The 26,332-nt window shown below is 64.7% G+C and carries 22 protein-coding genes and 1 tRNA gene; 8 read left to right on the forward strand and 15 right to left on the reverse strand.

What is annotated here, in order from left to right; all coding sequences use genetic code 11:
- Positions 1-104 precede the first annotated feature (104 nt).
- The 4 genes from QRN45_RS06015 to QRN45_RS06025 all read left to right on the forward strand — a co-directional run bounded on the left by QRN45_RS06015 (position 105) and on the right by QRN45_RS06025 (position 2,697).
- Positions 105-602 carry a hypothetical protein gene (locus QRN45_RS06015; RefSeq protein ID WP_284762683.1) on the forward strand — a complete coding sequence of 166 codons (498 nt, stop codon included), beginning with the start codon at positions 105-107 and terminating at the stop codon, positions 600-602.
- Complete coding sequence (locus QRN45_RS06020; RefSeq protein ID WP_284762684.1) at positions 581-1,303, forward strand: nucleotidyl transferase AbiEii/AbiGii toxin family protein; 723 nt, start codon at positions 581-583, stop codon at positions 1,301-1,303. Before QRN45_RS06015 ends, QRN45_RS06020 begins: the two co-directional genes overlap by 22 nt.
- 81 nt (positions 1,304-1,384) lie before the next feature.
- Positions 1,385-1,762: a hypothetical protein gene (locus QRN45_RS20890; protein WP_502870700.1), complete on the forward strand. Its 378-nt coding sequence runs from the start codon at positions 1,385-1,387 to the stop codon at positions 1,760-1,762.
- A 110-nt stretch (positions 1,763-1,872) separates the two neighbouring features.
- Positions 1,873-2,697: a nuclease-related domain-containing protein gene (locus QRN45_RS06025; RefSeq protein ID WP_284762685.1), complete on the forward strand. Its 825-nt coding sequence runs from the start codon at positions 1,873-1,875 to the stop codon at positions 2,695-2,697.
- Positions 2,698-3,662: 965 nt separating this feature from the next.
- Here the strand turns inward: QRN45_RS06025 and QRN45_RS06030 are convergent.
- Positions 3,663-4,493, reverse strand: coding sequence for an oxidoreductase (locus QRN45_RS06030; protein WP_502870698.1), 831 nt, complete (start codon positions 4,491-4,493; stop codon positions 3,663-3,665).
- 252 nt (positions 4,494-4,745) lie between these two features.
- On the opposite strand from QRN45_RS06030, the gene QRN45_RS06035 reads away from it, so the two are divergent.
- Both QRN45_RS06035 and QRN45_RS06040 read left to right on the forward strand, forming a co-directional pair.
- Positions 4,746-5,774, forward strand: a complete 1,029-nt coding sequence (locus QRN45_RS06035; protein ID WP_284762686.1) for a helix-turn-helix transcriptional regulator — start codon at positions 4,746-4,748, stop codon at positions 5,772-5,774.
- Positions 5,771-6,667, forward strand: coding sequence for an SDR family oxidoreductase (locus QRN45_RS06040; protein WP_284762687.1), 897 nt, complete (start codon positions 5,771-5,773; stop codon positions 6,665-6,667). The genes QRN45_RS06035 and QRN45_RS06040 overlap by 4 nt, the downstream gene beginning before the upstream one ends.
- A gap of 684 nt (positions 6,668-7,351) precedes the next feature.
- Here QRN45_RS06040 and QRN45_RS06045 read toward each other — a convergent pair.
- Positions 7,352-7,433 (reverse strand) — tRNA-Leu (locus tag QRN45_RS06045).
- A gap of 196 nt (positions 7,434-7,629) precedes the next feature.
- Here QRN45_RS06045 and QRN45_RS06050 point away from each other — a divergent pair.
- Positions 7,630-8,235, forward strand: coding sequence for an ANTAR domain-containing response regulator (locus QRN45_RS06050; protein ID WP_028266834.1), 606 nt, complete (start codon positions 7,630-7,632; stop codon positions 8,233-8,235).
- A gap of 185 nt (positions 8,236-8,420) precedes the next feature.
- Here the strand turns inward: QRN45_RS06050 and pyk are convergent, their stop codons facing one another.
- From pyk to hisI, 11 genes are all read right to left on the reverse strand, one after another.
- Positions 8,421-9,920: a pyruvate kinase gene (gene pyk, locus QRN45_RS06055; RefSeq protein ID WP_078105448.1), complete on the reverse strand. Its 1,500-nt coding sequence runs from the start codon at positions 9,918-9,920 to the stop codon at positions 8,421-8,423.
- A gap of 57 nt (positions 9,921-9,977) precedes the next feature.
- Positions 9,978-11,435, reverse strand: coding sequence for a glutamate synthase subunit beta (locus QRN45_RS06060; protein WP_078105449.1), 1,458 nt, complete (start codon positions 11,433-11,435; stop codon positions 9,978-9,980).
- A complete protein-coding gene (gene gltB, locus QRN45_RS06065; protein ID WP_284762688.1) occupies positions 11,428-16,041 on the reverse strand; it encodes a glutamate synthase large subunit in 4,614 nt (1,537 codons plus the stop codon). The genes QRN45_RS06060 and gltB overlap by 8 nt, the downstream gene beginning before the upstream one ends.
- 262 nt (positions 16,042-16,303) lie before the next feature.
- On the reverse strand, positions 16,304-17,542 hold the full coding sequence (gene lgt / locus QRN45_RS06070) for a prolipoprotein diacylglyceryl transferase (protein WP_284762689.1): 1,239 nt from the start codon (positions 17,540-17,542) through the stop codon (positions 16,304-16,306).
- 19 nt (positions 17,543-17,561) lie between these two features.
- Complete coding sequence (trpA, locus tag QRN45_RS06075; protein WP_284762690.1) at positions 17,562-18,374, reverse strand: tryptophan synthase subunit alpha; 813 nt, start codon at positions 18,372-18,374, stop codon at positions 17,562-17,564.
- Positions 18,374-19,756, reverse strand: coding sequence for a tryptophan synthase subunit beta (trpB, locus tag QRN45_RS06080; protein WP_241708271.1), 1,383 nt, complete (start codon positions 19,754-19,756; stop codon positions 18,374-18,376). The genes trpA and trpB overlap by 1 nt, the downstream gene beginning before the upstream one ends.
- 111 nt (positions 19,757-19,867) lie before the next feature.
- The gene (gene trpC / locus QRN45_RS06085) at positions 19,868-20,686 is read right to left on the reverse strand and encodes an indole-3-glycerol phosphate synthase TrpC (RefSeq protein WP_284762691.1); all 819 of its coding nucleotides are present in this window, start codon (positions 20,684-20,686) and stop codon (positions 19,868-19,870) included.
- 2 nt (positions 20,687-20,688) lie between these two features.
- Entirely contained in the window at positions 20,689-20,961 is a 273-nt protein-coding gene (locus QRN45_RS06090; RefSeq protein WP_078105454.1) for an HGxxPAAW family protein, read from the reverse strand.
- A gap of 88 nt (positions 20,962-21,049) precedes the next feature.
- Positions 21,050-21,655, reverse strand: coding sequence for a Trp biosynthesis-associated membrane protein (locus QRN45_RS06095; RefSeq protein WP_264637770.1), 606 nt, complete (start codon positions 21,653-21,655; stop codon positions 21,050-21,052).
- On the reverse strand, positions 21,652-23,232 hold the full coding sequence (locus QRN45_RS06100; RefSeq protein WP_078105455.1) for an anthranilate synthase component I: 1,581 nt from the start codon (positions 23,230-23,232) through the stop codon (positions 21,652-21,654). Before QRN45_RS06100 ends, QRN45_RS06095 begins: the two co-directional genes overlap by 4 nt.
- Positions 23,233-23,289: 57 nt before the next feature.
- Complete coding sequence (gene hisI, locus QRN45_RS06105; RefSeq protein ID WP_284762692.1) at positions 23,290-23,718, reverse strand: phosphoribosyl-AMP cyclohydrolase; 429 nt, start codon at positions 23,716-23,718, stop codon at positions 23,290-23,292.
- An 89-nt stretch (positions 23,719-23,807) separates the two neighbouring features.
- Here hisI and QRN45_RS06110 point away from each other — a divergent pair, with 89 nt between their 5' ends.
- Positions 23,808-24,452 carry a TIGR03085 family metal-binding protein gene (locus tag QRN45_RS06110; RefSeq protein WP_078105457.1) on the forward strand — a complete coding sequence of 215 codons (645 nt, stop codon included), beginning with the start codon at positions 23,808-23,810 and terminating at the stop codon, positions 24,450-24,452.
- Between the two features lie 86 nt (positions 24,453-24,538).
- Here the strand turns inward: QRN45_RS06110 and hisF are convergent, their stop codons facing one another.
- Together hisF and hisG are read right to left on the reverse strand one after the other, a co-directional pair.
- Positions 24,539-25,315 carry an imidazole glycerol phosphate synthase subunit HisF gene (gene hisF / locus QRN45_RS06115; RefSeq protein WP_078105458.1) on the reverse strand — a complete coding sequence of 259 codons (777 nt, stop codon included), beginning with the start codon at positions 25,313-25,315 and terminating at the stop codon, positions 24,539-24,541.
- 23 nt (positions 25,316-25,338) lie between these two features.
- The gene (gene hisG, locus QRN45_RS06120) at positions 25,339-26,199 is read right to left on the reverse strand and encodes an ATP phosphoribosyltransferase (protein WP_078105459.1); all 861 of its coding nucleotides are present in this window, start codon (positions 26,197-26,199) and stop codon (positions 25,339-25,341) included.
- Between the last annotated feature and the right edge of the window lie 133 nt (positions 26,200-26,332).

The raw sequence follows: 26,332 nt of genomic DNA on the forward strand, positions 1-26,332 counted from the left end.
ACCCCCATCACCCGTCTCTTGCCTTGTCATGGGCCCACTTTCGTGGTGTCATGACACCGCGTAGACTGGGCGGTAAAGGTCAAGCCCTCTGAAAGGAGCGCGCCATGTCGGCAGGGACACCACGGCACACGATCCGTATCAGCGATGACCTGTGGAACGAAGCCCACCGCAAAGCAGTGCGGGAAGGCACTTCGGTGTCTGAACTCATCCGCACCCGGCTCCACGAGTACGTTACAGCCCCGGCCGAGCACCGGCACACGATCGCCGACTCCCTCGTGTACCTGGTCCCGCACGCTTTCAACGACCTGCACGGCCCAGCCACCGGAACCGCGGATCTCCCCCTGCACCTGGACTGGGGACCGGAAAGAACCTACAACGTAGACGACGACGGCAGCTGCTCGGTGCTGTACCAACTCACCCTTCAGAATTCCGGGACCATCGAGGAAATCTGCAGCATCGTCAACGCAGGACGGCTGACCGCCTTGTGGCCGACCATGATCCTGCCCGCACGCTGCAGACAGCTCTGGGAAACCAACTTCCCCCAGCTCCCCGCCATCCGCGAAGCGAAGGAACACCCGTCATGGACCACTCTCAGCGCCTAGCAGCCAAAATCGCCCTCGAAGTCCTGGCAGCCGACGGCTTCATCCTCGCCGGCGGCCAGGCCCTCATCGAACACGGCATCACCGACCGCCTCTCGGACGACATCGACCTCTTCGCCCTCCACCGACGCCACACCCCGGCAACCTTCGCCGCATCAGTACAGAAAATAACAACCGCCCTCGAAGCCGCCGGATACACCGTCCAGATCACCCGACAATACGAGGAATTCGCCAGCGTCACCGTAGGACACAACGAAGAAGCCGTCGTCATCGACCTCGGACTGGACTGGTGGGAGAACTCACCCGCCATCATCGACATCGGACCCATCCTCTCCCTGAAAGACTCCGTCGCATCCAAACTGCTCGCCGTCTACTCACGCGGATACGCCCGCGACTACCTCGACGCCTACTCCATCATCACCAGCCACCGCTTCACCCACCAACAACTGATCACCCTCTGCCAACGCCGCGACCCGACCCTGGACCTGCCAACATTCGCCGCCGCCATCGCCAGGCACCGGACACTCCCAACCACCGAATTCACCAAATACGGCCTCCACCCCGGCGAACTCCCCGCCCTCAGCACCACCCTCCTGGACTTCACCGAAACAATCCACAAAGCCAGCCACAGCCCCGTCCGAACCGGTGGCACCGCCGGCCCCAAGCCCACCAGTCAACAGAGACCCGGCCCCGAACGGCTCTAAGAGCCAGTCCGCGTAGGCACCGCGGAGTCCAACCTGTCCCCAAGCAAGGTCGGACGACCAGCAGTAGCGCCAAATATCGATCTGCTAGCACAGAGAAGCAACGCGGCTTTCGATAGGTACATCGAGGAAAACGCCGACTCTCTAACATTCTGTATTCACCTCGCCAGCCGTACAGGTGAACTTCTGGATCCAGCAGCAGCCGGCCCTATCGCAGCGGAAATAGCCGCATACATCCGCGCACTCTCCAACGAAAACGGGAACGCGGAAATCCACGTTCTGTTGCGTTACCCCTTCCCTCTGGCCGTCCTAATCGGACGAGTGACGAAGACCCTCAGATGTGTTCTTTACGGGTGGGACGATTCGGAGCCGCCCACGAGCAATGACTTTCGCCCTCGTTACGTCCCGCCCTCCGCATCCGAGCTTCCGCGCAGAACGGAGTCATCGAAGAAGTCGTCCTAGGTTCAGATCCTTTCTCCGTCTCTGGCCGGCGAAACGGATCTCTGGCAGGATTCGACTAGCGTCCTTCCTAACAATGGGAGGCCTGCAGCGCACGGAAAAGGGGAAGTCCGTTGGAAGGTGGCCAGGCTTCGCAGGGTGTCCCACGGGAGTCCGGGCCAGTCCGTGCCGATCTCAAGGGCAGGACCGCCGGTCATGCCGTCATCGAGAGACTCCTGCAGGAGCAGGCAAGTGTTCCCGGTCGTACCTTTCTGGGGCGTGTTTTCGGGGCCAGCCCGCTGGGGTCGGACTCCGTGTCCTGGTACCAGGGGGCTGTGGGAGAGATCAACGTCGGACGTATCCTTGAACGTCTGGGACCGGAATGGACCGTGCTGCATGCCGTGCCTGTCGGTGCCGGAGCCTCCGACATCGACCACGTGCTGATCGGCCCGGCCGGGGTGTTCACCCTCAATACCAAGAACCATACGGGCCAGGCCGTCTGGGTTGCCGGACGGACCCTCATGGTCGCCGGCAAGAAGCAACGCCACCTCTACAACGCCGCCCACGAAGCGTCCCGGGCGGCGAACCTGCTCAGCCGGAAAATGGGCGGGCCGGTTCCGGTCACCGGTGTGGTGGTCATCCTTGCACCGAAAAGCCTGACCATAAAAGCCAGCCCCGAGGGCGCCGCCGTCGTCACCGCCACCCGTCTGCTCACCTGGCTCGCCGAGCGACCGCGGGTCCTTGGCCCCGGACAGGTCGGGATGCTCACCGCCGCGGCTTCCCAGCCGCAGACATGGCACCGGAATCCACCGGCGATGACGGATCCTGGCCTGATCCGTCGGGAATTCTCCGCCCTCCGGACGGCGGTAAACAAGGCACGCACGCGTCGGATAACCTGGTTCCTCGCCGTCGTGATCGCGGCCCCCTGGATCCTGTCCACCCTTTTGCGTCACTTCTGAACCCCAGGCCGGCGGGCGTCCCAGCGTCCGGGTTCTGCTCCCACGCGCGACGGCGCCTGACGCCGGCTGTGGGTTGTGCCAGTGTCTGGCGCAAGGTGCTCACGGACAGGGGCGGCTATTTGTACCCTACGGCCACGCCGCCGTGATTCGAGCACGTTCCGCGGCGGACTGCCGAAGTAGTACAGCGCTCCGTCCTTGAGCAGTGCAGTCGCTCCCCCACCGGGCCCCACGGGCGGGGTCGCCGAGGCAGGTGCCGCCTGCGCTGCCTGAACCAGTGCCGGAACGGAAACCTGCGCCCACGCTTCGCGCGTAGCCCCTACAGAGCTGGTGTTCTGTTAGCTCAACTTTTCCGTCCAGAGGATCTTTCGACCTGACACGAAACGTGTCGCCAGATCACGTGGTCGAGGCTCCTCGGCTGGGTTGGATATAGCTCGGCGACTTTCTCTATTAGCTCTGCCGTCTGCGTGGGTACCGGCCAGGATAAGCAAGTCGTTGAACTTGACTTCCGAGGACTGGATTGGCGTGGCCGGCAACGACTTTGGCCACCTTGTCGCCAGAAACGCCAAACAACGATGGGCTATGTCGAGTTCCATATGAGACAGACGACGTGAAGTGAAGTGCTGACCTGAACGGCGAAAAAACCTAAAAAGAAGCTTTGCACACAGTCAGAGGGCAAAAGGCCCTCTGACTGTGGAAACACTGTGCCCGAGGTGGGACTCGAACCGGGTTCCGGGCCCCGGAATCACTGGGAACACTACCAACACCGACTGCTCATCGGACTTCCGGGCCATCACTTGAACCCCTCCTACCGCACCGAACGCCGCCTGTCGCGAGCCAAGTGGTGGTAATCCCCGAGGTGCCGAGGTGCGCCTACCGCGTGGATGCTCCCGCTCGTGCTGGACGGAAGGGCGCGTTCGACGGGCACCGGGAGTGCCCGTCCCAGGCTAAACCCGTTTCTAAGGTTCTCAGGCGTCGAAGTCGGTGCTGCGGCTGAATGCCTCCCACTTGGAGGTCGAGTCGAGCCGGGCCTGCACGATCTTCTGGTATGCCTCGAACGCGTCGCTGCCCAGCAAGAGAAAAGCCGGGGTGTCCTCGGCCTCGACAGCACGGATAATCGCCTGCGCGGCCCTGGCCGGATCGCCCTTGGCGGGAGAGTTCACGACGGTCTCGATACGCCGAGTCCCGGCAGTCGCGGCGTAGTCGGCGATGACAGTCCTCGACTGGGTGAGGGACCTGCCCGCGAAGTCAGTGGCAAAGCCGCCCGGTTCGACGACCGTCGCGGAAATGCCCAGCGGCTCCAACTCACCCCGGAGCGAGCCCGTCATACCCTCGATGGCGGCCTTGACGGCCGCGTAATAGCCGGAACCGACCGGGGTGTACGTCGCCGCGATTGAGGAGAAATTCACGATGGCCCCGCTGCGGCGGGCACGCATGCCGGGCAGCACCGCCTTGATCATCGCGACCGATCCGAAGAAGTGGGTGTCGAACAGCAGACGGATGTCCGCCTCATCGCCCTCCTCGACAGCGGCGCGATAGCCATAACCGGCATTGTTGATCAGGACGTCCACGCCCCCGAACGTCTTCTCGGCCTCTGCGACTGCGGACCTCACCTGCGCCTGGTCCGTGACATCAAGTGCCGCAGCCAGAACCCGATCGTTGCCCTCCGCGAGGTCTGCGACCTTTTCGCGGTCACGCGCCGTCGCGACAACGTTATGCCCAGCCGCGATAACAGCCTCCGCCAGAGCGCGGCCAATACCCGTCGAGCATCCCGTAATGAGCCAAGTAGTCATTGTCATGTCCTTTCCTTAGGAGTCCGATACCAGTAAATACCTCACCCAAGGAAGCTGGGAGGTACTGACTGAACCCCCTCCGTCCCTGAGCCGGCGCCAGCGCCGAGCAGCGCGCTGGATCTCCAGACGCCCGGAGCCGCTGCGAACCAAAGGGGTCGAAGGCTCACTGACAAGGTGTTAAGTCCGGAAATCCGGGCCAGTTTGGGGGTGTCTGATGGACACTGCCACCAGCCGCCGGGGCTGCGTAGCGTGGTGGATGTGGACAGAAGAGACGAAATCCGTGAATTCCTGATCTCGCGTCGGGCGAAGATCACCCCGGAACAGGCCGGCATCCCCACATACAGAAACCTGCGCCGGGTGCCGGGGCTGCGCCGCGAGGAAGTGGCGCATCTCGCAGGGGTGAGCACGGATTACTACACCCGGCTAGAACGCGGCAGTATCCGCGGCGTCTCTGACACTGTGCTCGAGGCCGTGTCATCGGCCCTTCAGTTGGACGACGCCGAGCGGGCGCACCTGATGGACCTGGCAAGGACGGCCGCCGCGCCGCCGCCCCGGACTCCACGCCGGCCAGCCCAGCAACGGGTCCGGCCCGGCGTGCTGCGCCTGCTGGACGGGATGACCGGAGTGGTCGCCCTCGTGCAGAACGGCCGTTCGGACGTGCTGGCAGCGAACCTGCTGGGACGCGCGCTGTATGGGCCCATGTTCAACTCAGCAGCACAGTTCAGCTCAGCCGAGCAGTTCAACTCAGCTGCACAACTCAGCCCCGCCGGACAGTCGGGACCACGGACGCACGACCGGCTGCCGAACCAGGCGCGCTATCTTTTCCTGGATCCAGGCGCTGGTGACTTCTACCCGGACTGGCGCGCGGTCGCGGCCACCACGGTCGCGATGTTGCGCCTGGAGTCGGGGCGGAATCCCACCGACCGGGCGCTGAACGAGCTGGTCGGAGAACTGACCACCCGCAGCGCGCTGTTCGCGGGCCTGTGGGCCGGGCATGACGTCCGGATCCACACCGCCGGGACCAAGCGCTTCCATCATCCGGTCGCCGGGGACTTGTCCTTGCAATTCGAGACGCTGGACCTTCCGGGTGATGAGGGGCAGACCCTGTTCACCTTTACCGCGGAGCCCGGCTCCGCGTCCGGAAACGCCCTGGCGTTCCTCGCCAGCTGGGCGGCATCGCCGCCCGAAACAACTACCGCCGGCGGACCCGCCGGTGGAACCACCACCCCCGGCATGCGCTCCCCCGCGCAGCCTGGAACACATATCCAGGGAAAGACAGAACCATGACTGAACAGAAAACCAGCCCCGAACAAACCAGAACGGCACAGCAGGAAGAAATGACCGACAAAAAAGTCTGGTTCATCACCGGAGCGGGCCGCGGCATGGGCACCGACATCGCGAACGCGGCCCTGGCCGCCGGCCACGCGGTCGTCGCGACCGGCCGCAACCCGGAAAAAGTCGGCCAGGCCATCGGCGAGAACAAGGACCTTCTGGCCGTCAAGCTCGACGTCACCGACCCCGCCGACGCTACAGCCGCCGTGCAGGCCGCCGTCGACCGCTTCGGCCGGATCGACGTGCTCGTCAACAACGCCGGCAACTTCTACGCCGGATTCTTCGAAGAAATCACCCCGGAAGACTTCCGGGCACAGATCGAAACCACCATGTTCGGGCCCATGAACGTCACCCGCGCCGCCCTGCCGGTCCTGCGCGCCCAGCACTCGGGCCTGGTCATCACGATCTCCTCGACCGCTGGCATCGCCGGTGGGGAATTCCTGACCGCATACGCCGCGTCCAAGTTCGGCCTCGAGGGCTGGGCCGAATCCCTGGCACCCGAAGTCGCACCCTTCGGGATCCGCACCATGCTCGTCGAACCAGGGTTCTTCCGCACCGAACTGCTCACCCCGGAATCCACAAGTTACGCCGAATCCACCATTGCCGACTACGCCGAACGCACCGCACAGACGGTAACGGCGTGGAAGGGCATGAACGGCCTACAGGGCGGAGACCCCGCCAAACTCGCCGACGCCCTCATCCAACTCGCCGAACTGGAGCAGCCACCTCTGCGCTTCGCCGCCGGCGCCGACGCCGTGGAAACCTTCGAACAGCGCGCCAAGGCCCTCCAGGACCAAGCCGACGCTCACCGCGAACTCTCCAGCAACCTCGCACACGACGACGCCTAAGACCAACCCAAGCGGACGACGGCGGCAGGCCCCGCCGTCGTCCGCCCAGAACCGGCACTAAGCCGATGGCCAGGTCGTACGGACCAGCCAACCCGGACCGGCCCCGGAAGAAGAGTCCGGGTCCCACGCACCTGCACTCTGTCGACGGATCGTGCGCCGGCCACAGACACCTTCTGAGACATTCCCGCTGAACCCGGAACGTCCTACGACACCCATGGCCTCGGCCGCAAAGGCACGTCGCCTGCAACAGAGAACTGCATGAAGCGGGAACGGAAAGGGACCAAAATGAGGGCCCAAAAAGCTGCCCGTGCACAAAAGTGTTCACAATCTACACACTCCCTTTGGCCGGACAAACAGGATGAGGGGACACTGCCCGGCTCGCAGAAGCAGCCATTCGAGGAAGATCGTCGAAGAGAATTCGGCTTCGTCATGACGTCACCCCGACACTCGTCCATGAATGAGTGAGGACCAACATTCGGCCACCGAAACAGCCAGATCGGACGGCACATACCCTAGATTCCACCAGGCGGAAGGCCCACCCGCGAGGACCCTGCCCCGCCACCCACACAACCGAACAGGCCACCGGGGCGGCCAGGCTACGGCCCGCGAACCAGCGTCAGAGGGACGCCACAAGCTTTGTACACACGTTAAAGCAAAAACCCCCTCTGACGAGGGGGAATGCTGTGCCCGAGGTGGGACTCGAACCCACACACCTTTCGATACCGCATTTTGAGTGCGGCGCGTCTGCCAATTCCGCCACTCGGGCGCGGAAACACCGAAACAAGACTAACCGACGTCGGGCTCTTCACAGAACTCAACGCTCCCTGTTGCAGTGCGCGAAACTACTCTACATGCAGATACGCTAATTTCCAGAACCGGCTCGGCCGAGCAATAAATCATACGCACGGACCGGGTGCAACTAAGATGGTTGAGAACCCGCCGTACGTCTTGAAGGAGATCCCGTGTCAGAACAGACGGAGTCCAAGCCCGCATCCCAGCCGGCACGCCGAGTAGTTGTCGCAGAGGATGAGACCCTCATCCGCCTGGACATCATCGAGATCTTGAAGGGCGAAGGCTACGACGTTGTCGGCGAGGCCGACAACGGTGAGAAGGCTGTCCAGCTGGCCGAGGAACTGAAGCCGGACCTGGTCCTCATGGACGTCAAGATGCCTGTCATGGACGGCATCTCCGCCGCGGAGAAGATCGTCAAGGCGAGGATCGCCCCCGTGGTCCTCCTGACAGCGTTCAGCCAGAAGGAACTCGTGGAGCGCGCACGCGACGCCGGCGCCATGGCCTACGTCGTCAAGCCCTTCACCCCGGCAGACCTGATCCCGGCCATCGAGATCGCCCTTTCCCGCCACGAAGAGATCAAGGCGCTCGAAAACGAGGTGTCCGACCTTCAGGAGCAGTTCGCCACGCGCAAGCTTGTGGAGCGCGCCAAGAGCCTCCTGACCACGAAGATGGGCCTCACGGAGCCGGAAGCGTTCCGTTGGATCCAGAAGACCTCCATGGACCGTCGCCTGAGCATGCGCGAGGTCGCCGAGACCATCATCAACCAGGTCAACTAGCACTCCCCCGCGAAGGGCGCCGCTTCCACGTGAAGCGGTGCCCTTCGTCGTCTCCGGCCAGCCCCCGACGACGAACAGCACCCGCCGCGGCGGGGAACCACCCAGCCCAAACAAAACAAAACAAAGGAGGCCCCGCCACACGGCGGAGCCTCCCCTGCTAGATCCGAAAAGCTAATCCGAAAAGATCAGGCCTTCGACTTGGCCTTCTTCTTTTCCGGCCACGGTCCGACCTTTTCCTTGCGGGCTGCGGCTTCTTCCACGCGGGACGTGTCCGCGAGGTCTCCCACCTTGTGGACCTTGAGTGAGTTCGTGGAACCGGCCTGTCCGGGAGGGGAACCGGCAGCAATGACCACGAGATCGCCGTTCTCCACGATCTTCATCTCGAGGAGGCTGCGGTCCACCTGGGCCGTCATGGCGTCGGTGTGGCCCACCATGGGGACGAGGACGGGCTGGATGCCCCACGTCAGCGCCAACTGGTTCCAGACGTGCTCCACGGGGGTGAAAGCGAACACCGGCTTGACGGGACGCAGACGGGACAGGCGGCGGGCCGAGTCGCCGGACTGGGTGAAAGTACAGATGTACTTTGCGTCCAGCTGGTCGGCGATTTCGACGGCGGCACGCGTGATGGCGCCACCCCGGGTCTTGGGCTTGGTACCCAGCGGAGGAACGCGTTCGAGGCCGTGCTCTTCAGTGGACTCGATGATGCGGGCCATGGTCTTGACCGTCTCGATCGGGTACTTGCCCACGCTGGTCTCGCCGGAGAGCATGACTGCGTCGGCGCCGTCGAGCACTGCGTTGGCGCAGTCCGAAGCTTCGGCACGGGTCGGTCGCGGGTTGTCGATCATCGATTCAAGGACCTGGGTGGCCACGATGACGGGCTTGGCCCAGCGGCGGGCAAGTTCGATGGCGCGCTTCTGGACGATCGGCACTTCCTCGAGCGGGAGTTCCACGCCGAGGTCGCCACGGGCAACCATGATGGCGTCGAAGGCGTCGATGATTTCGTGGAGCTGGTCCACTGCCTGCGGCTTCTCGATCTTGGCGATCACCGGCACGCGGCGGCCCTCTTCATCCATGATTTCGTGCACGCGTTTGATGTCGGAGGCATCGCGGACGAAGGACAGTGCGACCAGGTCGACACCGCGCTTCATGGCCCAACGGAGATCGTCCTCGTCCTTTTCGCTCAGCGCGGGGACGTTGACGGCAACGCCTGGCAGGTTGATGCCCTTGTTGTTGGAGACCCAGCCGCCGACGGTCACCGTGGCGACCACCTTGACGTCGTCAACCTCGATGGCGCGCAGCGCGACCTTGCCATCGTCGATCAGCAATGCATCGCCGACGTTGACGTCTTCGGTCAGGCTCTTGAGCGTGGTGGAGCAGATGTCCCTGGTACCGGGGACATCCTCGGTGGTGATGGTGAAAGTGTCACCGACGGCGAGCTCGTGGGGGCCGTCGACAAATCGACCCAGGCGGATCTTCGGGCCCTGCAAGTCGGCCATGATGGCAACGGGCTTGTGGAGCTGGGCGGAAGCCTTGCGGACATTCTCGTACGTGTTGTCGTGTACCGAGTAGTCGCCGTGGCTCATGTTCATGCGGGCGACGTCGACGCCGGCTTCCAGCACCGCGAGGGTGTTGTCAAAGCTGGAAATTGCCGGTCCGAACGTTGCCACGATTTTTGCGCGTCTCATATACCTACCCTAGTAGTGTGCTGCAGTTGGAGTTGGGAAAGCGTCGTGCGCCGGTCCTTAGAGGACCGCTATAGCCCGGTCGGTGGGAGCCACCGGCGCGGGGAGAATGGTGCTGCCCATGAGGTACTTGTCGACGGCGGCAGCGCAGGCGCGGCCTTCAGCGATAGCCCAGACAATCAAGGACTGCCCGCGGCCGGCGTCGCCTGCGACGAAAACTCCCTCGGTGTTGGTCATGTAGTACCCATCTCGGGCCACGTTGCCGCGGCCGTCGAATTCTGCGCTGACCTGTTCGGTGATACCGGCAGGTTCCGCGCCCGTGAAGCCGAGCGACAGGAAGACCAGATCGGCCGGAATGACGCGCTCCGTGCCGGCCTTCGGCAGGCGCTTGCCGTCCACGAACTCGGTCTCGGCCACCTTGACCCCTGTGAGCTTGCCGTTTTCGCCGACAAACTCGACGGTCGAGGCGAGGTAGGTGCGTTCGCCTCCCTCTTCGTGCGCGCTGGCAACCTCGAACAGTGTGGGAAACGTCGGCCAAGGCTGGTGGGTGGCACGCTCGAGCGGCGGCTGCTTGCCGATCGCGAGGGTCGTGACGGACGCGGCGCCATGACGGTGTGCCGTGCCGAGGCAGTCGGCGCCGGTGTCTCCGCCGCCGAGGATGATGACGTGCTTGCCCTTGGCATCGATCTGGCCTTCCACGGTTTCACCGGCCACCACGCGGTTGGCGGGCACCAGGTAATCCATGGCGAAGTGGATGCCGTCGAGATCGCGGCCCGGGATGGGAAGGTCGCGCGGAACGGTGGCACCGGTGGCGATCACCACCGAGTCGTAACGGCGGCGCAACTGCTCCCACGTCACGTCGCTTCCGACCGCCACACCCGTGCGGAAGCGGGTGCCCTCGGCCTTCATCTGCTCGACGCGGCGGTCGACCTGTTCCTTCTCCATCTTGAAGTCGGGGATGCCATAGCGCAGCAGTCCCCCGATCTTGTCGTCACGCTCGTAGACGGCCACAGTGTGGCCGACGCGCGTCAGCTGCTGCGCGACCGCAAGTCCCGCCGGGCCGGAGCCGACGACGGCGACCGTCTTGCCGGAGAGGCGCGCCGGCGGAAGCGGTTGGACCCAGCCGTTTTCGAAGGCGTCGTCGATGATCGAAACCTCAACCTGCTTGATGGTCACGGCAGGCTGGTTGATGCCCAGGACACAGGATGCTTCGCACGGTGCAGGACACAAGCGGCCCGTGAACTCCGGGAAGTTGTTCGTGGCGTGCAGGCGCTCGATCGCTTCCTCGCCCTTGCCGCGCCACGTGAGGTCGTTCCACTCCGGGATGAGGTTTCCCAGCGGGCAGCCCTGGTGGCAGAACGGAACCCCGCAATCCATGCAGCGGCCTGCCTGGCTCTTGAGCACGCCCTTGTCCTGGGCTTCGTAGACTTCCTTCCAGTCCATGATGCGGACGGGAACGGGACGGCGTGGCTGCGTCTCGCGCTGCCGGACTTTCAGAAATCCGCGTGGATCAGCCACCGGTTACCTCCAGGATTCGAGACCATACTTCTTCGCCATCGGGATCAAGGCCTTCCTCGATGGCATCGAGACGGGTTTGCAGGACTGCGGCGTAGTCGCGCGGCAGAACCTTGGTGATGCGGGCAGCGGTGTCATCGAAGTTCTCGAGCAAGCGGCCAGCCAGGACGGATTCAGTTTCTTCCAAATGCTTGACCAGGAGGCCGTGCACGATGGTGCGGTCCTCGTCGTCGAGCTCAAGCAACTGCAGTTCGCCGGAATCCAAGGCCTGCTTGTTGACCCTGGCAGGCTGGAGGTCCAGCACGTAGGCGGTGCCACCGGACATGCCGGCACCGAAGTTGCGGCCGGTGCGGCCGATGATCAGCGTCTGGCCGCCCGTCATGTACTCGCAGCCATGGTCACCGATGCCTTCGACGACGGCCGTGGCGCCCGAGTTGCGGACCAGGAAGCGTTCGCCCACCTGGCCGCGCAGGAACATTTCGCCGCTCGTGGCGCCGTAGCCGATCACGTTGCCTGCGATGACGTTGCGTTCCGCTTGGAAAACGTTGGTGCGGTCGGGGCGGACGATGATGCGTCCACCCGAGAGGCCCTTGCCGACGTAGTCGTTGGAGTCGCCGAACATGCGCAACGTGATGCCGGCCGGAAGGAAGGCGCCCAGCGACTGCCCGGCGGTGCCTTTCAGCGTGACGTCTATGGTGTCCGTGGCAAGCACATCGATGCCGAACGTCTTGGTGACGACGTGACCCAGCATGGTGCCCACTGAACGGTCCGTATTGATGACGTCGACGGCGATCTTCACCGGCGTGCGGTCGCTCAAAGCCTCGGCGGCCATGCCGATGAGGCGCTGGTCGAAGTGCTTGTCGAGTTCGTGGTTCTGGCCGGTGAGGTTCCGCAGGGGAACGTCGTCGTCGAACTCAAGGCCGTGCAGGATCGGGTCGAGGTCGAGTCCCTCGGCCTTCCAGTGGTCCACCGCTTCGCGGGTGTCCAGGACCTCGGCATGGCCGATGGCCTCCTCGAGGCTGCGGAAACCGAGTTCGGCAAGCAGTTCGCGGACTTCCTCGGCAAGGAATTCGAAGAAGTTGACCACGAATTCGGGCTTGCCAGTGAAGCGCGAGCGGAGCTCCGGGTTCTGGGTTGCGACGCCCACCGGGCAGGTGTCGAGGTGGCAGACGCGCATCATGATGCAGCCGGACACCACCAGGGGCGCGGTCGCGAAACCGTACTCCTCGGCACCCAGCAGCGCAGCGATGACGACGTCGCGGCCCGTCTTGAGCTGGCCGTCCACCTGGACCACGACGCGGTCGCGGAGCCCGTTGAGCATAAGCGTCTGCTGGGTCTCGGCAAGGCCGAGCTCCCACGGGACACCGGCGTGCTTGAGCGAGTTCAGCGGCGAGGCGCCGGTTCCGCCGTCGTGCCCTGAAACGAGCACGACGTCGGCCTTCGCCTTGGTGACGCCGGACGCCACCGTGCCGATCCCGACCTCGGACACCAGCTTGACGTGCACACGAGCCGAGGGGTTGGCCCGTTTGGCGTCGTAGATGAGCTGCGCGAGGTCCTCGATGGAGTAGATGTCGTGGTGCGGGGGCGGGGAAATGAGCCCCACGCCGGGGGTGGAGTGGCGGGTCCGGGCCACCCAGGGGTAGACCTTCTGCGCCATGAGCTGGCCGCCTTCACCGGGCTTGGCGCCCTGGGCCATCTTGATCTGGATGTCCTCGGCGTTGGTCAGGTACAGGCTCGTCACGCCGAAACGGCCGGAGGCAATCTGCTTGATCGCGGAGCGGCGCTCCGGGTCCAGCAGGCGGTCCACGTCTTCGCCGCCTTCGCCAGTGTTGGACTTGGCGCCCAGCCGGTTCATGGCAATTGCGAGCGTCTCGTGGGCTTCCTTGGAGATAGAGCCGTAGCTCATCGCTCCGGTGGAGAAGCGCTTCACGATGCTGGAAACCGGCTCGACTTCCTCAAGGGGCACGGCGGGACGCTGGCTGTCCTTGAACTTCAGGAGCCCACGCAGGGTCATGAGGTTCTCGGACTGGTCGTCGATTCCCTTGGTGTAGGACTTGAAGATGTCGTAGCGGCGTTCGCGCGTGGCGTGCTGCAGGCGGAAGACCGTCTCCGGGTTGAACAAGTGCGGTTCGCCGTCGCGGCGCCACTGGTATTCGCCGCCGCCGAGCAGCGGACGGTGCGGCAGCTCGATGCCGCCTTCCGGGTAGGCCATCTGGTGGCGGGCGGACACTTCGGCGGCGATGACGTCCAGTCCGACGCCGCCCAATTGCGAGTGGGTGCCTGAGAAGAATTCGTCCACGAGGTCCTGGGACAGCCCCAGTGCTTCGAAAGTCTGGGCTCCGGTGTAGGAGGCCACCGTGGAAATGCCCATTTTGGACATGATCTTCAAGACACCCTTGCCGAGGCCCTTGATGAGGTTGTAGACGCCGTCTTCAGCGGTCACACCGACCACTTCGCCGGTGCTGATGAGCTGCTCCACGGACTCCATGGCCAGGTAGGGGTTGACGGCGGAAGCGCCGAAGCCCACCAGCACTGCCACGTGGTGCGTTTCGCGGACGTCGCCGGCCTCCACCACCAGGGCGGTCTTGGTGCGGTTGGCGCTGCGGAGCAAGTGGTGGTGCACCGCGCTCACGAGCAGCAGGGACGGGATCGGCGCCCACTGCGCGTTCGAGTCACGGTCCGACAGCACGATGTACTGCACGCCGCGGTTGATCGCACCGGAAACCTGCTCGCAGATTTCGGTCAAGCGGCTTCGGAGCGATGCTTCTCCGCCCTCCGGGCGGTAGAGTCCGCGGACCTTCATGGCGACCTTGTCGCCGTCGGCATTCTCGATGTTGGCGATCTTGGCGAGCTGGTCGTTGTTGATCACCGGGAACGGCAGGGAGATCTGCGGCTGGCGCACCTGCCCGAGGTCGAGCAGGTTTCCGTTTGGACCGATGGCGCACTTCAGCGAGGTGACAAGCTCTTCGCGGATCGCGTCCAGGGGCGGATTGGTGACCTGCGCGAAAGACTGCACGAAGTAGTCGAACAGCAAACGCGGACGCTTGGACAGCACGGCGACCGGGGTGTCGGAACCCATGGCGCCGAGCGGTTCGGCCCCGGTACGGGCCATGGGCCCAAGGAGGATCTTCAATTCCTCGGTGGTGTAACCGAATGTCCGCTGGCGGATGTTCACGGACGCCGCGGTATGCAGCACATGTTCGCGCTCGGGAAGGTTGTTGAGGTCGATCAGGTTGTCCTTGACCCATTCAGCCCAAGGGTTGGCGGCGGCCACCTCGGCCTTGACCTCGGCGTCGTCGATGATGCGGCCGGCTTCGGTGTCCACCAGGAACATCTTGCCGGGCGAAACACGGCCCTTCTTGACCACCTTGGCGGCCTCGACGTCGATCACGCCGACCTCGGAGGCGAAGACGATCAGGCCGTCTTCGGTGATCCAGTAGCGGCCGGGGCGCAGGCCGTTGCGGTCGAGGGTCGCCCCCACGAGGTTGCCGTCGGTGAAGGACACTGCTGCGGGACCGTCCCACGGTTCCATGAGCAGCGAGTGGTACTCGTAGAAGGCGCGGCGGGCAGGATCCATCGTGGCGTGGTTTTCCCATGCCTCGGGGATCATCATCATGATCGAGTGCGTGATGGGCCGTCCGGAAAGCCAGAGCAGCTCTGCAACTTCGTCGAAGGACGCGGAGTCCGAGGCACCCGGCGTGCAGATGGGGTACAGCTCCTCCGGGGAATCGCCCAGCAGCGGGTTGGCGAGCTGGGACTGGCGCGCCCGCATCCAGTTCCGGTTGCCCTTGACGGTGTTGATTTCACCGTTGTGGGCGATGGTGCGGAACGGCTGCGCGAGCGGCCACGACGGGAACGTGTTCGTGGAGAAGCGCGAGTGCACGATGGCCAGCTTGGTCTTGAAGCGCTTGTCCGAGAGATCCGGGTAGAACGGCTCCAGCTGGGCTGTGGTCAGCATGCCCTTGTACACGATGGTGCGCGAGGACAGCGAGGGGAAGTACACGCCGAACTTGTTCTGGGCACGCTTGCGGACACGCCAGGCGCGGGAGTCCAGTTCATTCCTGTCCAGCACCTCGCCCGTCGCGGAGGCGAGGAACGGCTGCGCGAAGTAAGGCATGCAGGCACGAGCCATGGCACCGACCAGGTCTCCGACCACGGGCACTTCACGCCAGCCAAGAACCGTCAGGCCCTCGTCTATTGCAAGGGCTTCGATGCCGGCCTTCGCGGTTCCGGCTTCGCGGGCTTCAGCCGGAAGGAAGGCGGTACCGACGACGTACTGCCCGGGTGCCGGGAGTTCGAACTCCGTGACGGCCCGGAAGAATTCGTCCGGAACCTGCATGAGGAGCCCGGCGCCGTCGCCCGTGCCTTCGTCGGCGCCCACGGCGCCCCGGTGTTCAAGGTTGCGCAGGGCAGTCAGGGCCGCTTCCACGATGTCATAGCCGGGTTCACCACGCAGGGTGGCGATGATGGCAAGGCCACAAGCGTCCTTCTCCTGCTCAGGGTTGTAGAGTCCCTGGGCTTCCGGGAGCGCAGCAAAACGTTTGAAGGGCGAGATGGCACCTTGCGGTTCGACTGCTTCGGACCAGCTTGGGTTATGAAGATGGGTCATTGAAGACGTCCTTCCTCGAGATCGTGCGAATGGAAGGGACAACGTTGGCCCCACCTTGCCAGCCGTGTGACGGGCATAACAAAGCGCTAGTTACTAGAAATTGTAGGACAGCGGGCAAGACGCAACGAACAGTTACGCATGCCCCTGACCCAAGCTTGACCGCGGAGCCTCTGTGTGCTGCCGGGCTACTGCCAAGGGTGCCACGACGCTGTGGCCGGGGGTCTCTGGGCGGTAGCCCGGTTCCCCGATGCCGTAGCGCTGGCTACTTGGTTCTGCCAGCTTCCGGCCCGGATCCAGGGACACTGCTGGCGGTGGTTTCGGTGGACGCTGAGCCGGAATCCGACGTGACGCCGGCATGTGGCTCCTCGGCCGTTTCCGTTGGCTCAGCAGTATGGCCCAGATCGCTTTGGTTATTCCGGAGATTACCATGCGCACCGGTATCTGAGACAGATCCGTCCGCATCATGGGACTTCGTATCGGTCACAATTGGGCTGTCCGCCTCCCGGGCGGCAGCCGTGTCGTCGTCGGCAGTCCGCTCATCGTCCCCGGCATGTGGGTGGCCGACGGCGGGCTCATCCTCTTCGGCGGTCACCGCGACGGGCTCCCTGCCGGGAAGGTACGCCGTGTCCGGCTCGGGCCTGCCGCGCAGGCTCAGCGCGATGAAGATGATGAGCGCCGCGATGAAGACGAAGATACTGGTCCACACGTTGAGCCGTGTGGTGATGCCGAAGAGGTTGATCTGTTCGGCGTCGTCGATCCGCAACGCTTCGATCCAGACGCGGCCGAGCGTGTAGTAGATGGCGTACAGCCAGAAGAGCCTGCCGCGGCGGAAATGGAAGCGGCGGTCCAGGACGAGGAGGACCACGACGCCGATGATGTTCCAGAGGGATTCGTAGAGGAACGTCGGGTGGAACAGCGTGTCGCTGGGCATCCCGGCCGGAAAGTTGGGGCTGTTGGGGTCTATTTGGAGGCCCCACGGCAACGTGGTCGGCCCGCCGAAGAGTTCCTGGTTGAACCAGTTCCCCCAGCGTCCGATCGCCTGTGCCAGCAGGAGCCCGGGGGCTGCGGCGTCGAGGAAGGCAGTGAGCTTGACGCCGGAACGGCGGCATCCGAGCCAGGCGCCGACAACGCCGAGAACCACGGCACCCCAGATGCCCAGGCCGCCCCGCCAGATCTGCGGGATCAGGGAGAGGTCGCCGGTGCCGTTGAAGCCCGGTCCGAAGTACGCGTCCGGCGATGAGATCACATGGTAAAGCCGGCCGCCCACAATGCCGAAGGGGATCGCCCAGATGGCGATGTCCCACAGGCTGCCTTCGGGAGTGCCGCGACGCTTCCAGCGCACGGCGGTGAGCCACAGGCCCACGATGATGCCCAAGAGAATGCACAGCGCGTAGGCATGGATGCGGAGGGTCCCCCACGGAAGCGGAATATCAAATCCGGACCATGAGGGGCTCGGAATGCTCATGGGAGCCATTGCCGCGACGTGGAGGAGACTCTGCATTGTCTACGCTTTTCCTTTTCTAGGCCTGCGCTGTGGCCCGGCCGAGGCCGGCACTGAGGTTCTTGGTGAGTTGCGCGACAGCGTCAACGCCGCCGTCGCGGATCGCGGCAACCAGCGCGGTACCAACGATCACGCCGTCCGCGTAAGCGGCGATCTCGCGGACATGGTCCGCGGTGGAGACTCCGAGTCCGACACAAACACGTTCGGCGCCGGCTGCATGCGTGTCCGCCACAACCTTCTCCGCGGCGCTGCTGACTGACTGTCGCGCTCCGGTGACACCCATGATGGAAACGGCGTAGACGAAGCCGCGGCTTGCCTCCACCGTCATGGCCAGGCGCTCCGGCGTGGACGAAGGCGCTACAAGGAAGACCCGGTCCAGTCCGTATTTGTCCGATGCAGCGAACCATTCGGCTGCCTCGTCCGGAATGAGGTCCGGAGTGATGAGCCCTGCTCCCCCGGCCTCGGCCAGCCTGCGTGAGAACTCGTCGACGCCCATGCGCATGACCGGGTTCCAATACGTCATGACCAGCACTGCGGCGTCGGTGGCCGCGGTGATGCCCGCGACGACGTCGAACACGCTGGCGACGTGGAAACCGTTGGCGATTGCTTCCGTGGTCGCAGCCTGGATGACGGCGCCGTCCATGACGGGGTCCGAATACGGGATGCCGATTTCGATGAGGTCCGCGCCGTTGCGGGCCATGGCAATGCCGGCGTCGATGCTTGACTGAATGTCCGGGTAGCCTGCCGGCAGGTATCCGATCAACGCGGCCCGGCCTTGTGCCTTCGCGCGGTTGATCGCGGCCGCGGACTTGCTGCTCATCTGCTCAGTCATCAGTTCCGGCCCCCGTTTGCTTCTTCAGTGCTGATCTCAAGGTTGCTGCGTTCGGACGTTCCCTTGGGCTTGCGGGTGGAGAGGGTGGTGCCCTTGACGTTGCCGTTCTCATCCAACATGTCGAACCATTCGGCGGCCGTTTCCACGTCCTTGTCGCCGCGCCCGGACAGGTTAACGATGATGATCGTGTCTGCCGGGTTTTCCTTGCCTTCCGTGAGCTGCTTGCCCACCTTGATGGCGCCGGCGAGGGCGTGCGAAGACTCGATGGCGGGGATGATGCCTTCGGTCCGGCAAAGCAGGCGGAACGCTTCCATGGCCTCGGTGTCCGTGATGGGCTCGTACGTGACGCGGCCGATGTCGGCGAGGTAGGAGTGCTCCGGACCCACGCTCGGGTAGTCCAGGCCGGCGGAAATCGAGTGGGACTCGATGGTCTGGCCGTCCTCGTCCTGCATGAGGTAGGACCGGGCACCATGGAGCACCCCGGGGCGCCCAAGGGTGATGGCTGCGGCGTGGCGGCCGGTTTCGACGCCCTCGCCGCCTGCCTCAAAACCGTAGATCTTCACTGAGGCGTCGTCCAGGAAGCTGTGGAAGATGCCGATGGCATTGGAACCACCGCCGATGCAGGCACAGACGGCGTCGGGCAGCTTGCCGGTCTGCTCCAGGATCTGGGCGCGCGCTTCCTCGCCGATGACCTCGTGGAAGAAACGCACCATCGCCGGGAACGGGTGTGCGCCGGCCGCGGTGCCCAGCAGGTAGTGGGTGTTGTCGACATTGGAAACCCAGTCGCGGAGGGCGTCGTTGATGGCGTCCTTGAGCGTCTGTGATCCGTTGGTCACGGGAACCACGGTGGCGCCCAGGAGCTGCATGCGAGCCACGTTGAGCGCCTGGCGGCGGCAATCCTCGGCGCCCATGTAGACGACGCACTCGAGTCCGAGCAGGGCCGCAGCGGTGGCACTGGCAACGCCGTGCTGGCCCGCGCCGGTTTCCGCGATGACACGGGTCTTGCCCATGCGCTTGGCGAGCAAGGCCTGTCCGAGCACGTTGTTGATCTTGTGCGACCCGGTGTGGTTCAGGTCTTCGCGCTTGAGGAAGATGCGGGCCCCGCCGGCGTGCTCCGAGAACCGCTTGGCCTCCGTGAGGAGCGACGGACGGCCTGAGTAGTTCTTGTTGAGGTCCTTCAGCTGGGCGAGGAACTCGGGATCGGCCTTGGCTTTCTCGAACGTGTCCTCAACTTCGTCCAGGGCGGCGATGAGGGACTCGGGCATCCAACGTCCACCGTAAGAGCCGAAATATGGCCCAGCGGCGTTGCGGAGCGAGGTTCCGCCTTGTAGGAATGCGTCGGCCACATTCTCATCCGAGTTGGCTGTTGATGCGTCCACCATCAGTCTCACCGTCCTGTTCAGTTGGTAGTTGGGTTCTTCCGGGAGCCGCGGCACAGCAGGCAGCCATGGTGTCTGCTGTTGTCCGGGTCCCGGCCGCGATTCAGGCCTGCCTTAGGTCCTGACTGCGATGGCGGCAGCTCCGGCCGCCTTGAATTCGCTGATCCGCTCGTGTGGCGTGGAGTCACTCACAAGGGCCTCGCCCACAAGGATTGCGTGGGCACCGTTTCCCGCATAGTGCGCGACGTCCTCGGCGTTCCGCACCCCGGATTCAGCCACGACAACTGCTCCCGCGGGAATGCTTCCCGCGAGGGAGCCAAACAGGGTGCGGTCGACGTCGAGCGTCTTGAGGTTGCGGACGTTCACGCCGATGATCCGTGCCTTGGCTGCGGCCGCACGCTCGATTTCCTCGGGAGTGTGGGTTTCCACCAGGACGTTCATGCCAAGCTCGTGGCTCAACGCGCTGAATTCGCGCAGCTGTGCATCGGAAAGCGCCGCGACGATCAGCAGGATGAGGTCCGCGCCGTGGGCGCGGGCTTCCCAGATCTGGTACTCGTCAACCGTGAAGTCCTTGCGCAGCAACGGGATGTCGACGGCGGCGCGGACCGCGTCCAGGTCAGCGAGGGACCCGTTGAAGCGCCGCTGTTCGGTGAGGACGCTGATCACGGAAGCGCCGCCGTCCGCGTACTGCACCGCAAGTGCCGCAGGGTCGACGATGCTCGCGAGATCGCCTTTCGACGGGCTGCGGCGCTTGATTTCCGCGATGACCTTCAATTCGTCGCGGCTGGCAGACGGACCGCCCAAGGCAGCCCACGCGTCCAGTGCGGGCGCGGTGGCCGCTGCGCGCTCTTTCAGCTCGTCAAGGCCAACAAGAAGGCGGCGTGCCTCCATGTCCTCCCTGACACCGACGATGATGTCATCAAGAACGGTCACGGTCAGTGGCCGGCGTTCTTCAGCTTGCTGCCGTCGACGCCGTAGCCCGCCTTGCGCATGGCCCAGCCGGCGATCAGGCCGGCGAACATGACAACAATGCCGGCGATGAAAATGGGGGTGCTGGCGATCACAAAGGCGATGGACGAAATCAAGGCCCCTACCAGCATGACAATCACGCAGGTCCACGCGGCCGGGCTGTTGCCGTGGCCGATGGCGTCGCTGTGGCTTGCAGCGGTCACAGGGGCCTTGCTCGCGGACACTGTGGTTTTGCTCATGTGAAATCTCCTCAGGATGAATACTGCTTACATTCTGCCATTTATTGACTGCACCCGGGACATCGTCCGATGTCCGGACAGTCGGGTCTTAGGTGGGGTCTTCTCCGCGGGAAAGGCTGTCCCAGCTGTCGATCTCGTCGACCGGTCCGGAACCCGCGAGGGCCGCCCGGCTGGCGACGTCGTACTTGGTGCGCGCCTTCCAGTGCCGGCCCGCGAGCGGAAGCAGGCCACCGCACAGGGCGAGCAGGCCGGCAGCCACGACGGCGAGTACCGGGAAGACAGTCGACGATGCGGCCGCCTGCCCGCCCGAAATGCCTGTGGTCGCCGCAATGGTTCCTTGCGCCGCACCGAGTGGGTCTGCCAGGACGGTCACCGCGGCAATGAGGATGCCCGCCGAGGCGAGCACGATGATCGTTGAAATGATCCAGCGCGAAACCTTGCCCGCGATGGACGATGCCAGTCCCCCGGCAAGGGCGACGAGCGCGAGCGCGGTCACCGCTGTGGCGGCCTTGCTCCCCTGGACGTGGAGGTCGGCATTCGCCGCGGCGGCGGGATCGAGCCGGACGTTGATCCAGGTCTGCGTGGTGGTCCCGAAAACAGCGAGGGCAAAAATGGCCATGGCGAGCACCACATTGCCCTTCCGTGCCCATACGGGAGGCTTTGCGGTGGCCGTCTGAGGGCGGTCGACGGTCACAGCGCGGGCTTCCCGTCGACGATCGATTCCGCGGAAACGGCGTCCGGGGAAATGTTGTGGAGCGATCCGGCGGTGTGCACGGCACGCAAGGGGGCCGCCGCCTTGTTCACGGTCTCCAGCGCTTCGGAAGGCTTGTGGGAATCGGCCACGATGCCGCCGCCGGCCTGGACATACGCCCGGCCCTCACGCAACAGTGCCGAGCGGATGGCGATCGCCATGTCCATGTCGCCTGCGAAGTCCAGGTATCCGACGACGCCGCCGTAGATGCCGCGCCGGTGCGGTTCGAGTTCGTCCAGGAGCCGCAGTGCGCGCGGTTTGGGCGCGCCGGACAGCGTGCCGGCGGGGAAGGTCGCCTTGAGGACGTCGTATGCCTTCGCCCCGGGCGCCAATTCTCCGACGACCGTGGACACGAGGTGCATGATGTGGCTGAAGCGTTCAACCTCCATGAACTGCGTAACGTCCACTGTTCCGGCCACGCAGACCTTGGACAGGTCGTTCCGCGAGAGGTCCACGAGCATGAGGTGTTCGGCGCGTTCCTTCTGGTCCGCGAGCAACTCGGTAGCCAGCGCTTTGTCGGCTTCCACGGTTTTGCCGCGGGGCCGCGATCCGGCGATCGGGTGGGTGATGACCTCGTTGCCGGTCACCGTCACGAGGGCCTCGGGAGAGGAGCCGACGATCGTGTACTCGCGTCCGTCGGGATCTTCGAGGCTGAAGAGGTACATGTAAGGGCTCGGGTTGGTGTTTCGCAGCACGCGGTAGACATCCAGCGGGTCCGCGGCGCACTCCATTTCGAAGCGTCGCGAAATGACCACCTGGAAGACCTCGCCGTCGACGATCGCTTCCTTGCCGCGATCGATCGCGTCGAGGTACTCCTGCTCGGCCCAGCGTTCCTGGACGCTCGACGCGAAGTCGAGGGCTTCCGACTGCAACACCGATACAGGCTGCTTCACGGGCGTGCTGATCTGGTCCAGCAGGCGCTTCACCCGGGCGACGGCGTCGTGCCAGGCTTCGTCGACCCGTTCGGAACTGTTGTCGAAATTGATCGCGTTGGCAATCAGCAGGACGGTGCCGTCCATGTTGTCGTGGACAGCCATGTCCGTCACGAGGTTCAGGGCCAGTTCCGGCAGGTTGAGGTCATCCTCCGGGGGGCTGGTCAGCTTCTCCCAGTGCCGGACGGTTTCCCAGCCAAGGAAGCCCACAAGGCCGGAGGTGAAGGGAGGAAGGTCCGGGAAGCGGTCGGTCTGCAGGGCTGCAATGGTGTCGCGGACGGCGTCGACCGGGCTGCCGTCCACGGGCACGCCGACAGGAGGCTCGCCGATCCAGTGCGCCTGGCCGTCCTTGCTTGTCAAGGTGGCACGCGAACGCGAACCAATGAAGGAATAACGTGACCATGCCCCGCCGACAGCTGCCGACTCCAGGAGGAAGGTGCCGGGCTGGCCTTGGGCCAGCTTGCGGTAGAGCCCGATGGGGGTCTCGGCGTCGGCCAGTACCCTCAGCCGGACCGGGATGACACGGCTGTGCGCGGCGAGTTCGCGGAACTCCTCCAGGCCCGGGCTGATGATTCCAAGGTCCTGCATGGTTTGTGTTCTCCGCCTCTTCTTGTCTGCTTGCCTCAGTGGATGGTGTGTAGCGGGTTAGTCCCGCTCGCCGGTCACGGCGGCGAGGCTCCGGCCATCGAAGCACGTGCGCGTACCGGTGTGGCAGGCCGCACCGACTTGGTCGACGCGGACCAGGAGGGCGTCGCCGTCGCAGTCCAAGGCCACCGATTTCACGAACTGGACGTGCCCGGAGGTGTCTCCCTTGCGCCAATATTCCTGGCGGGAGCGGGAGAAGAATGTGACGCGTCCCGTGGTCAGGGTCCGGTGCAACGCTTCGTCGTCCATCCAGCCGAGCATCAGCACTTCGTCGGTGTCGAACTGCTGGATGACCGCCGCCACCAAGCCGGCGGAATCGCGCTTCAGCGAGGCGGCCAGCTCGTGCGGGAGCGGACTAACGGGCACGACGGCGGGCTCCGCGGCGGAAGCGGCAGCGGGCGTGGCTGGGGGTGTTGACTGCTCAGACATCAGATCAAGTCTAGTGCCTCAAGTGGAGGCGAAATTCAGCGGCGGTTCCACTGCGCAACAGAGAGCGTCTCGTGCTAGTTTCACAAGTGATGCATTTCGTCGATCCCTCCCGCGAAGTACTGGCCGAAACACTCCTGGCGGCCGGACCTGACTCCCCCACGCTCTGCGAAGGGTGGCTGACAAGGGACCTCGCCGCGCACTTGTACTTGCGGGAGCGCAAAGCGGCCGTCGGTATTGGCTTGCTCATCAAGAGCCTCGCCCGGGCCTCGGACAAAGCCACGGCCAAGCTGGCCTCCAAGCTCAAGACCACGGAAGATTACGCCGAGCTGGTGAACACCTTCCGTTCAGGGCCGCCCGCCTTGTCTCCCCTGAAAATCAAGGCCCTCGACGAGTCCTCCAACCTCATTGAATATTTCGTTCACACGGAAGACATCCGCAGGGCGGGTGACCGTTGGGCTCCACGGGCCCTCGACGAGGAATACTCGGACGCCTTGTGGGATGAATTGATCAAGCGAGCCGCCATACTCTATCGCGGCGTGGACCTCGGGATCGTGCTGGTACGGCCCACCGGCCCCCGACACGTTGCCAAGCGGGCGCCCGTATCCGTGGCCATCGTGGGCGAACCTGGTGAACTCCTCATGCATGCCCATGGCCGCACGCATCACGCCCTGGTCACCTTCGAAGGCCAGCCGGACGCCGTCGCGCTGCTCCAGTCCGCCGAAGTCGGCCTCTGACCCGCTTAAACCCAACTGACTCGCAGTTGTTGTCGTTATGAGCGCTCAAAACGACAACAACTGCGAGTCAGTTGGGGTGGGACCCGCTAGCGGACCAGGAAGCCTGCTTCGCGGATCGCGGCTTTGACCTGGGCGATCATGTCATCCGGGCCGAAGTGGAACACTGACGCGGCCAACACGGCGTCGGCACCTGCTTCAACAGCCGGCGGGAAATGCGCCGGTTTGCCGGCACCGCCGGAGGCGATGATCGGGATGTGGACGGCCGCACGGACCAGGCGGATGAGTTCCAGGTCGAAGCCGTCCTTGGTACCGTCGGCGTCGATCGAATTCAGGAGGATCTCCCCCACACCGCGGTCCGCGGCTTCCTTGGCCCACGCAATGGCGTCGATTCCGGTCCCTTGGCGTCCACCGTGCGTGGTCACCTCGAAGCCGGACGCCGTGGGCTCGGAGCCGGGCCTGGTCCGCCGCGCGTCAACCGACAGGACCAGCACCTGCGATCCGAAGTGGCGGGTGATCTCATCGATGACGTCAGGGCGTGCGACGGCGGCCGTGTTGATGGAGGCCTTGTCCGCGCCGAAACGCAGGAGCTTATCCACTTCGGCCACGCCCCGGACGCCACCGCCGACGGTCAGCGGGATGAAGACTTCCTCGGCGGTGCGGCGAACGACGTCGAACGTGGTTTCCCGGTTGCCCGACGACGCCGTGACGTCAAGGAACGTGAGTTCGTCCGCCCCGGCGTTGTCATAGCGGTGCGCAAGCTCCACGGGGTCTCCGGCGTCGCGCAGACCCTCGAAATTGATGCCCTTCACCACACGGCCGGCGTCGACATCCAAACAAGGGATGACCCGTACTGCTACAGCCATTGCTGCTCCTCGATGGTCTCGTGTCAGATGCGGCAGGCGTGGATGCTGCTGACCAGGATGGCGCGGGCGCCGAGGTCGTACAGCTCGTCCATGATCCGGTTGGTTTCCTTTTTCGGAACCATGGAACGGACGGCAACCCAATCCGAGTCGCGCAGCGGCGACACCGTGGGCGATTCGAGGCCCGGGGTGAGGGTGGCGGCTTCTTCCACAAGGTCCTTGCGGATGTCGTAGTCCATGAGGACGTACTGACGGGCGACGAGAACGCCCTGCAGGCGCCGGATCAGGACCTCGATCTCCTTCGCCGTGCCGTTTGCGGCACCACCCTCGCCGGTGCGGCGGATCAGGACGGCTTCGGACTTGAGGATGGGCTCTCCGAAGATCTCCATTCCGGCAGCCTTGAGCGTGTTGCCGGTTTCGACGACGTCAGCGATCGCGTCGGCGACGCCGAGGCGCACGGAAGACTCGACGGCGCCGTCAAGGCGGACCACCTTGGCTTTGACGCCGCGCTCGGCGAGGTAGTCGCGCAGGAGGCCGTCGTAGCTCGTGGCGAGGCGCTTGCCTTCAAGCTGCTCGACGCCGGTGAAGTCGCCGACAGGCCCGGCGAAACGGAAGGTGGACGCGGCAAAGCCAAGGGGAAGCAGCTCTTCTGCTTCGACCTGCGCGTCCAGGAGGAGGTCGCGGCCGGTGATACCGACGTCGAGGGTGCCCTGGCCTACATACACGGCGATGTCGCGGGGGCGGAGGAAGAAGAACTCAATGTCGTTGTCGGGATCGACCATGACCAGTTCACGGGTGTCGCGGCGCTGGCGGTATCCCGCCTCGGTCAGCATCGCGGAGGCGGCTTCGGACAGGGAGCCCTTGTTGGGGACGGCTACTCGCAGCATGGGGGACTTTCTTGGGAAGTGGAAGGGGAGGTTTCAGGCATTGTGCTCACGGCGCTGTTCCTTTCTTCCGCGGAACGGGACCCGGAAGAGACCTTCCCGGAAGAGACGGCGCAGTCAGCGGGGGCCACGCTGG

It is taken from the genome of Arthrobacter sp. efr-133-R2A-63, from assembly GCF_030209795.1.
Lineage (GTDB): Bacteria > Actinomycetota > Actinomycetes > Actinomycetales > Micrococcaceae > Arthrobacter > Arthrobacter bambusae_A.

Coding starts and splice junctions, on each gene's coding strand:
- QRN45_RS06015 (WP_284762683.1), top strand. CDS start 105: ATGTCGGCAGGGACACCACGGCACACGATCCGTATCAGCGATGACCTG.
- QRN45_RS06020 (WP_284762684.1), top strand. CDS start 581: ATGGACCACTCTCAGCGCCTAGCAGCCAAAATCGCCCTCGAAGTCCTG.
- QRN45_RS06030 (WP_502870698.1), bottom strand. CDS start 4,493: ATGACAATGACTACTTGGCTCATTACGGGATGCTCGACGGGTATTGGC.
- QRN45_RS06040 (WP_284762687.1), top strand. CDS start 5,771: ATGACTGAACAGAAAACCAGCCCCGAACAAACCAGAACGGCACAGCAG.
- pyk (WP_078105448.1), bottom strand. CDS start 9,920: ATGAGACGCGCAAAAATCGTGGCAACGTTCGGACCGGCAATTTCCAGC.
- gltB (WP_284762688.1), bottom strand. CDS start 16,041: ATGACCCATCTTCATAACCCAAGCTGGTCCGAAGCAGTCGAACCGCAA.
- lgt (WP_284762689.1), bottom strand. CDS start 17,542: ATGCAGAGTCTCCTCCACGTCGCGGCAATGGCTCCCATGAGCATTCCG.
- trpA (WP_284762690.1), bottom strand. CDS start 18,374: ATGACTGAGCAGATGAGCAGCAAGTCCGCGGCCGCGATCAACCGCGCG.
- trpB (WP_241708271.1), bottom strand. CDS start 19,756: ATGGTGGACGCATCAACAGCCAACTCGGATGAGAATGTGGCCGACGCA.
- QRN45_RS06090 (WP_078105454.1), bottom strand. CDS start 20,961: ATGAGCAAAACCACAGTGTCCGCGAGCAAGGCCCCTGTGACCGCTGCA.
- QRN45_RS06100 (WP_078105455.1), bottom strand. CDS start 23,232: ATGCAGGACCTTGGAATCATCAGCCCGGGCCTGGAGGAGTTCCGCGAA.
- hisI (WP_284762692.1), bottom strand. CDS start 23,718: ATGTCTGAGCAGTCAACACCCCCAGCCACGCCCGCTGCCGCTTCCGCC.
- QRN45_RS06110 (WP_078105457.1), top strand. CDS start 23,808: ATGCATTTCGTCGATCCCTCCCGCGAAGTACTGGCCGAAACACTCCTG.
- hisF (WP_078105458.1), bottom strand. CDS start 25,315: ATGGCTGTAGCAGTACGGGTCATCCCTTGTTTGGATGTCGACGCCGGC.
- hisG (WP_078105459.1), bottom strand. CDS start 26,199: ATGCTGCGAGTAGCCGTCCCCAACAAGGGCTCCCTGTCCGAAGCCGCC.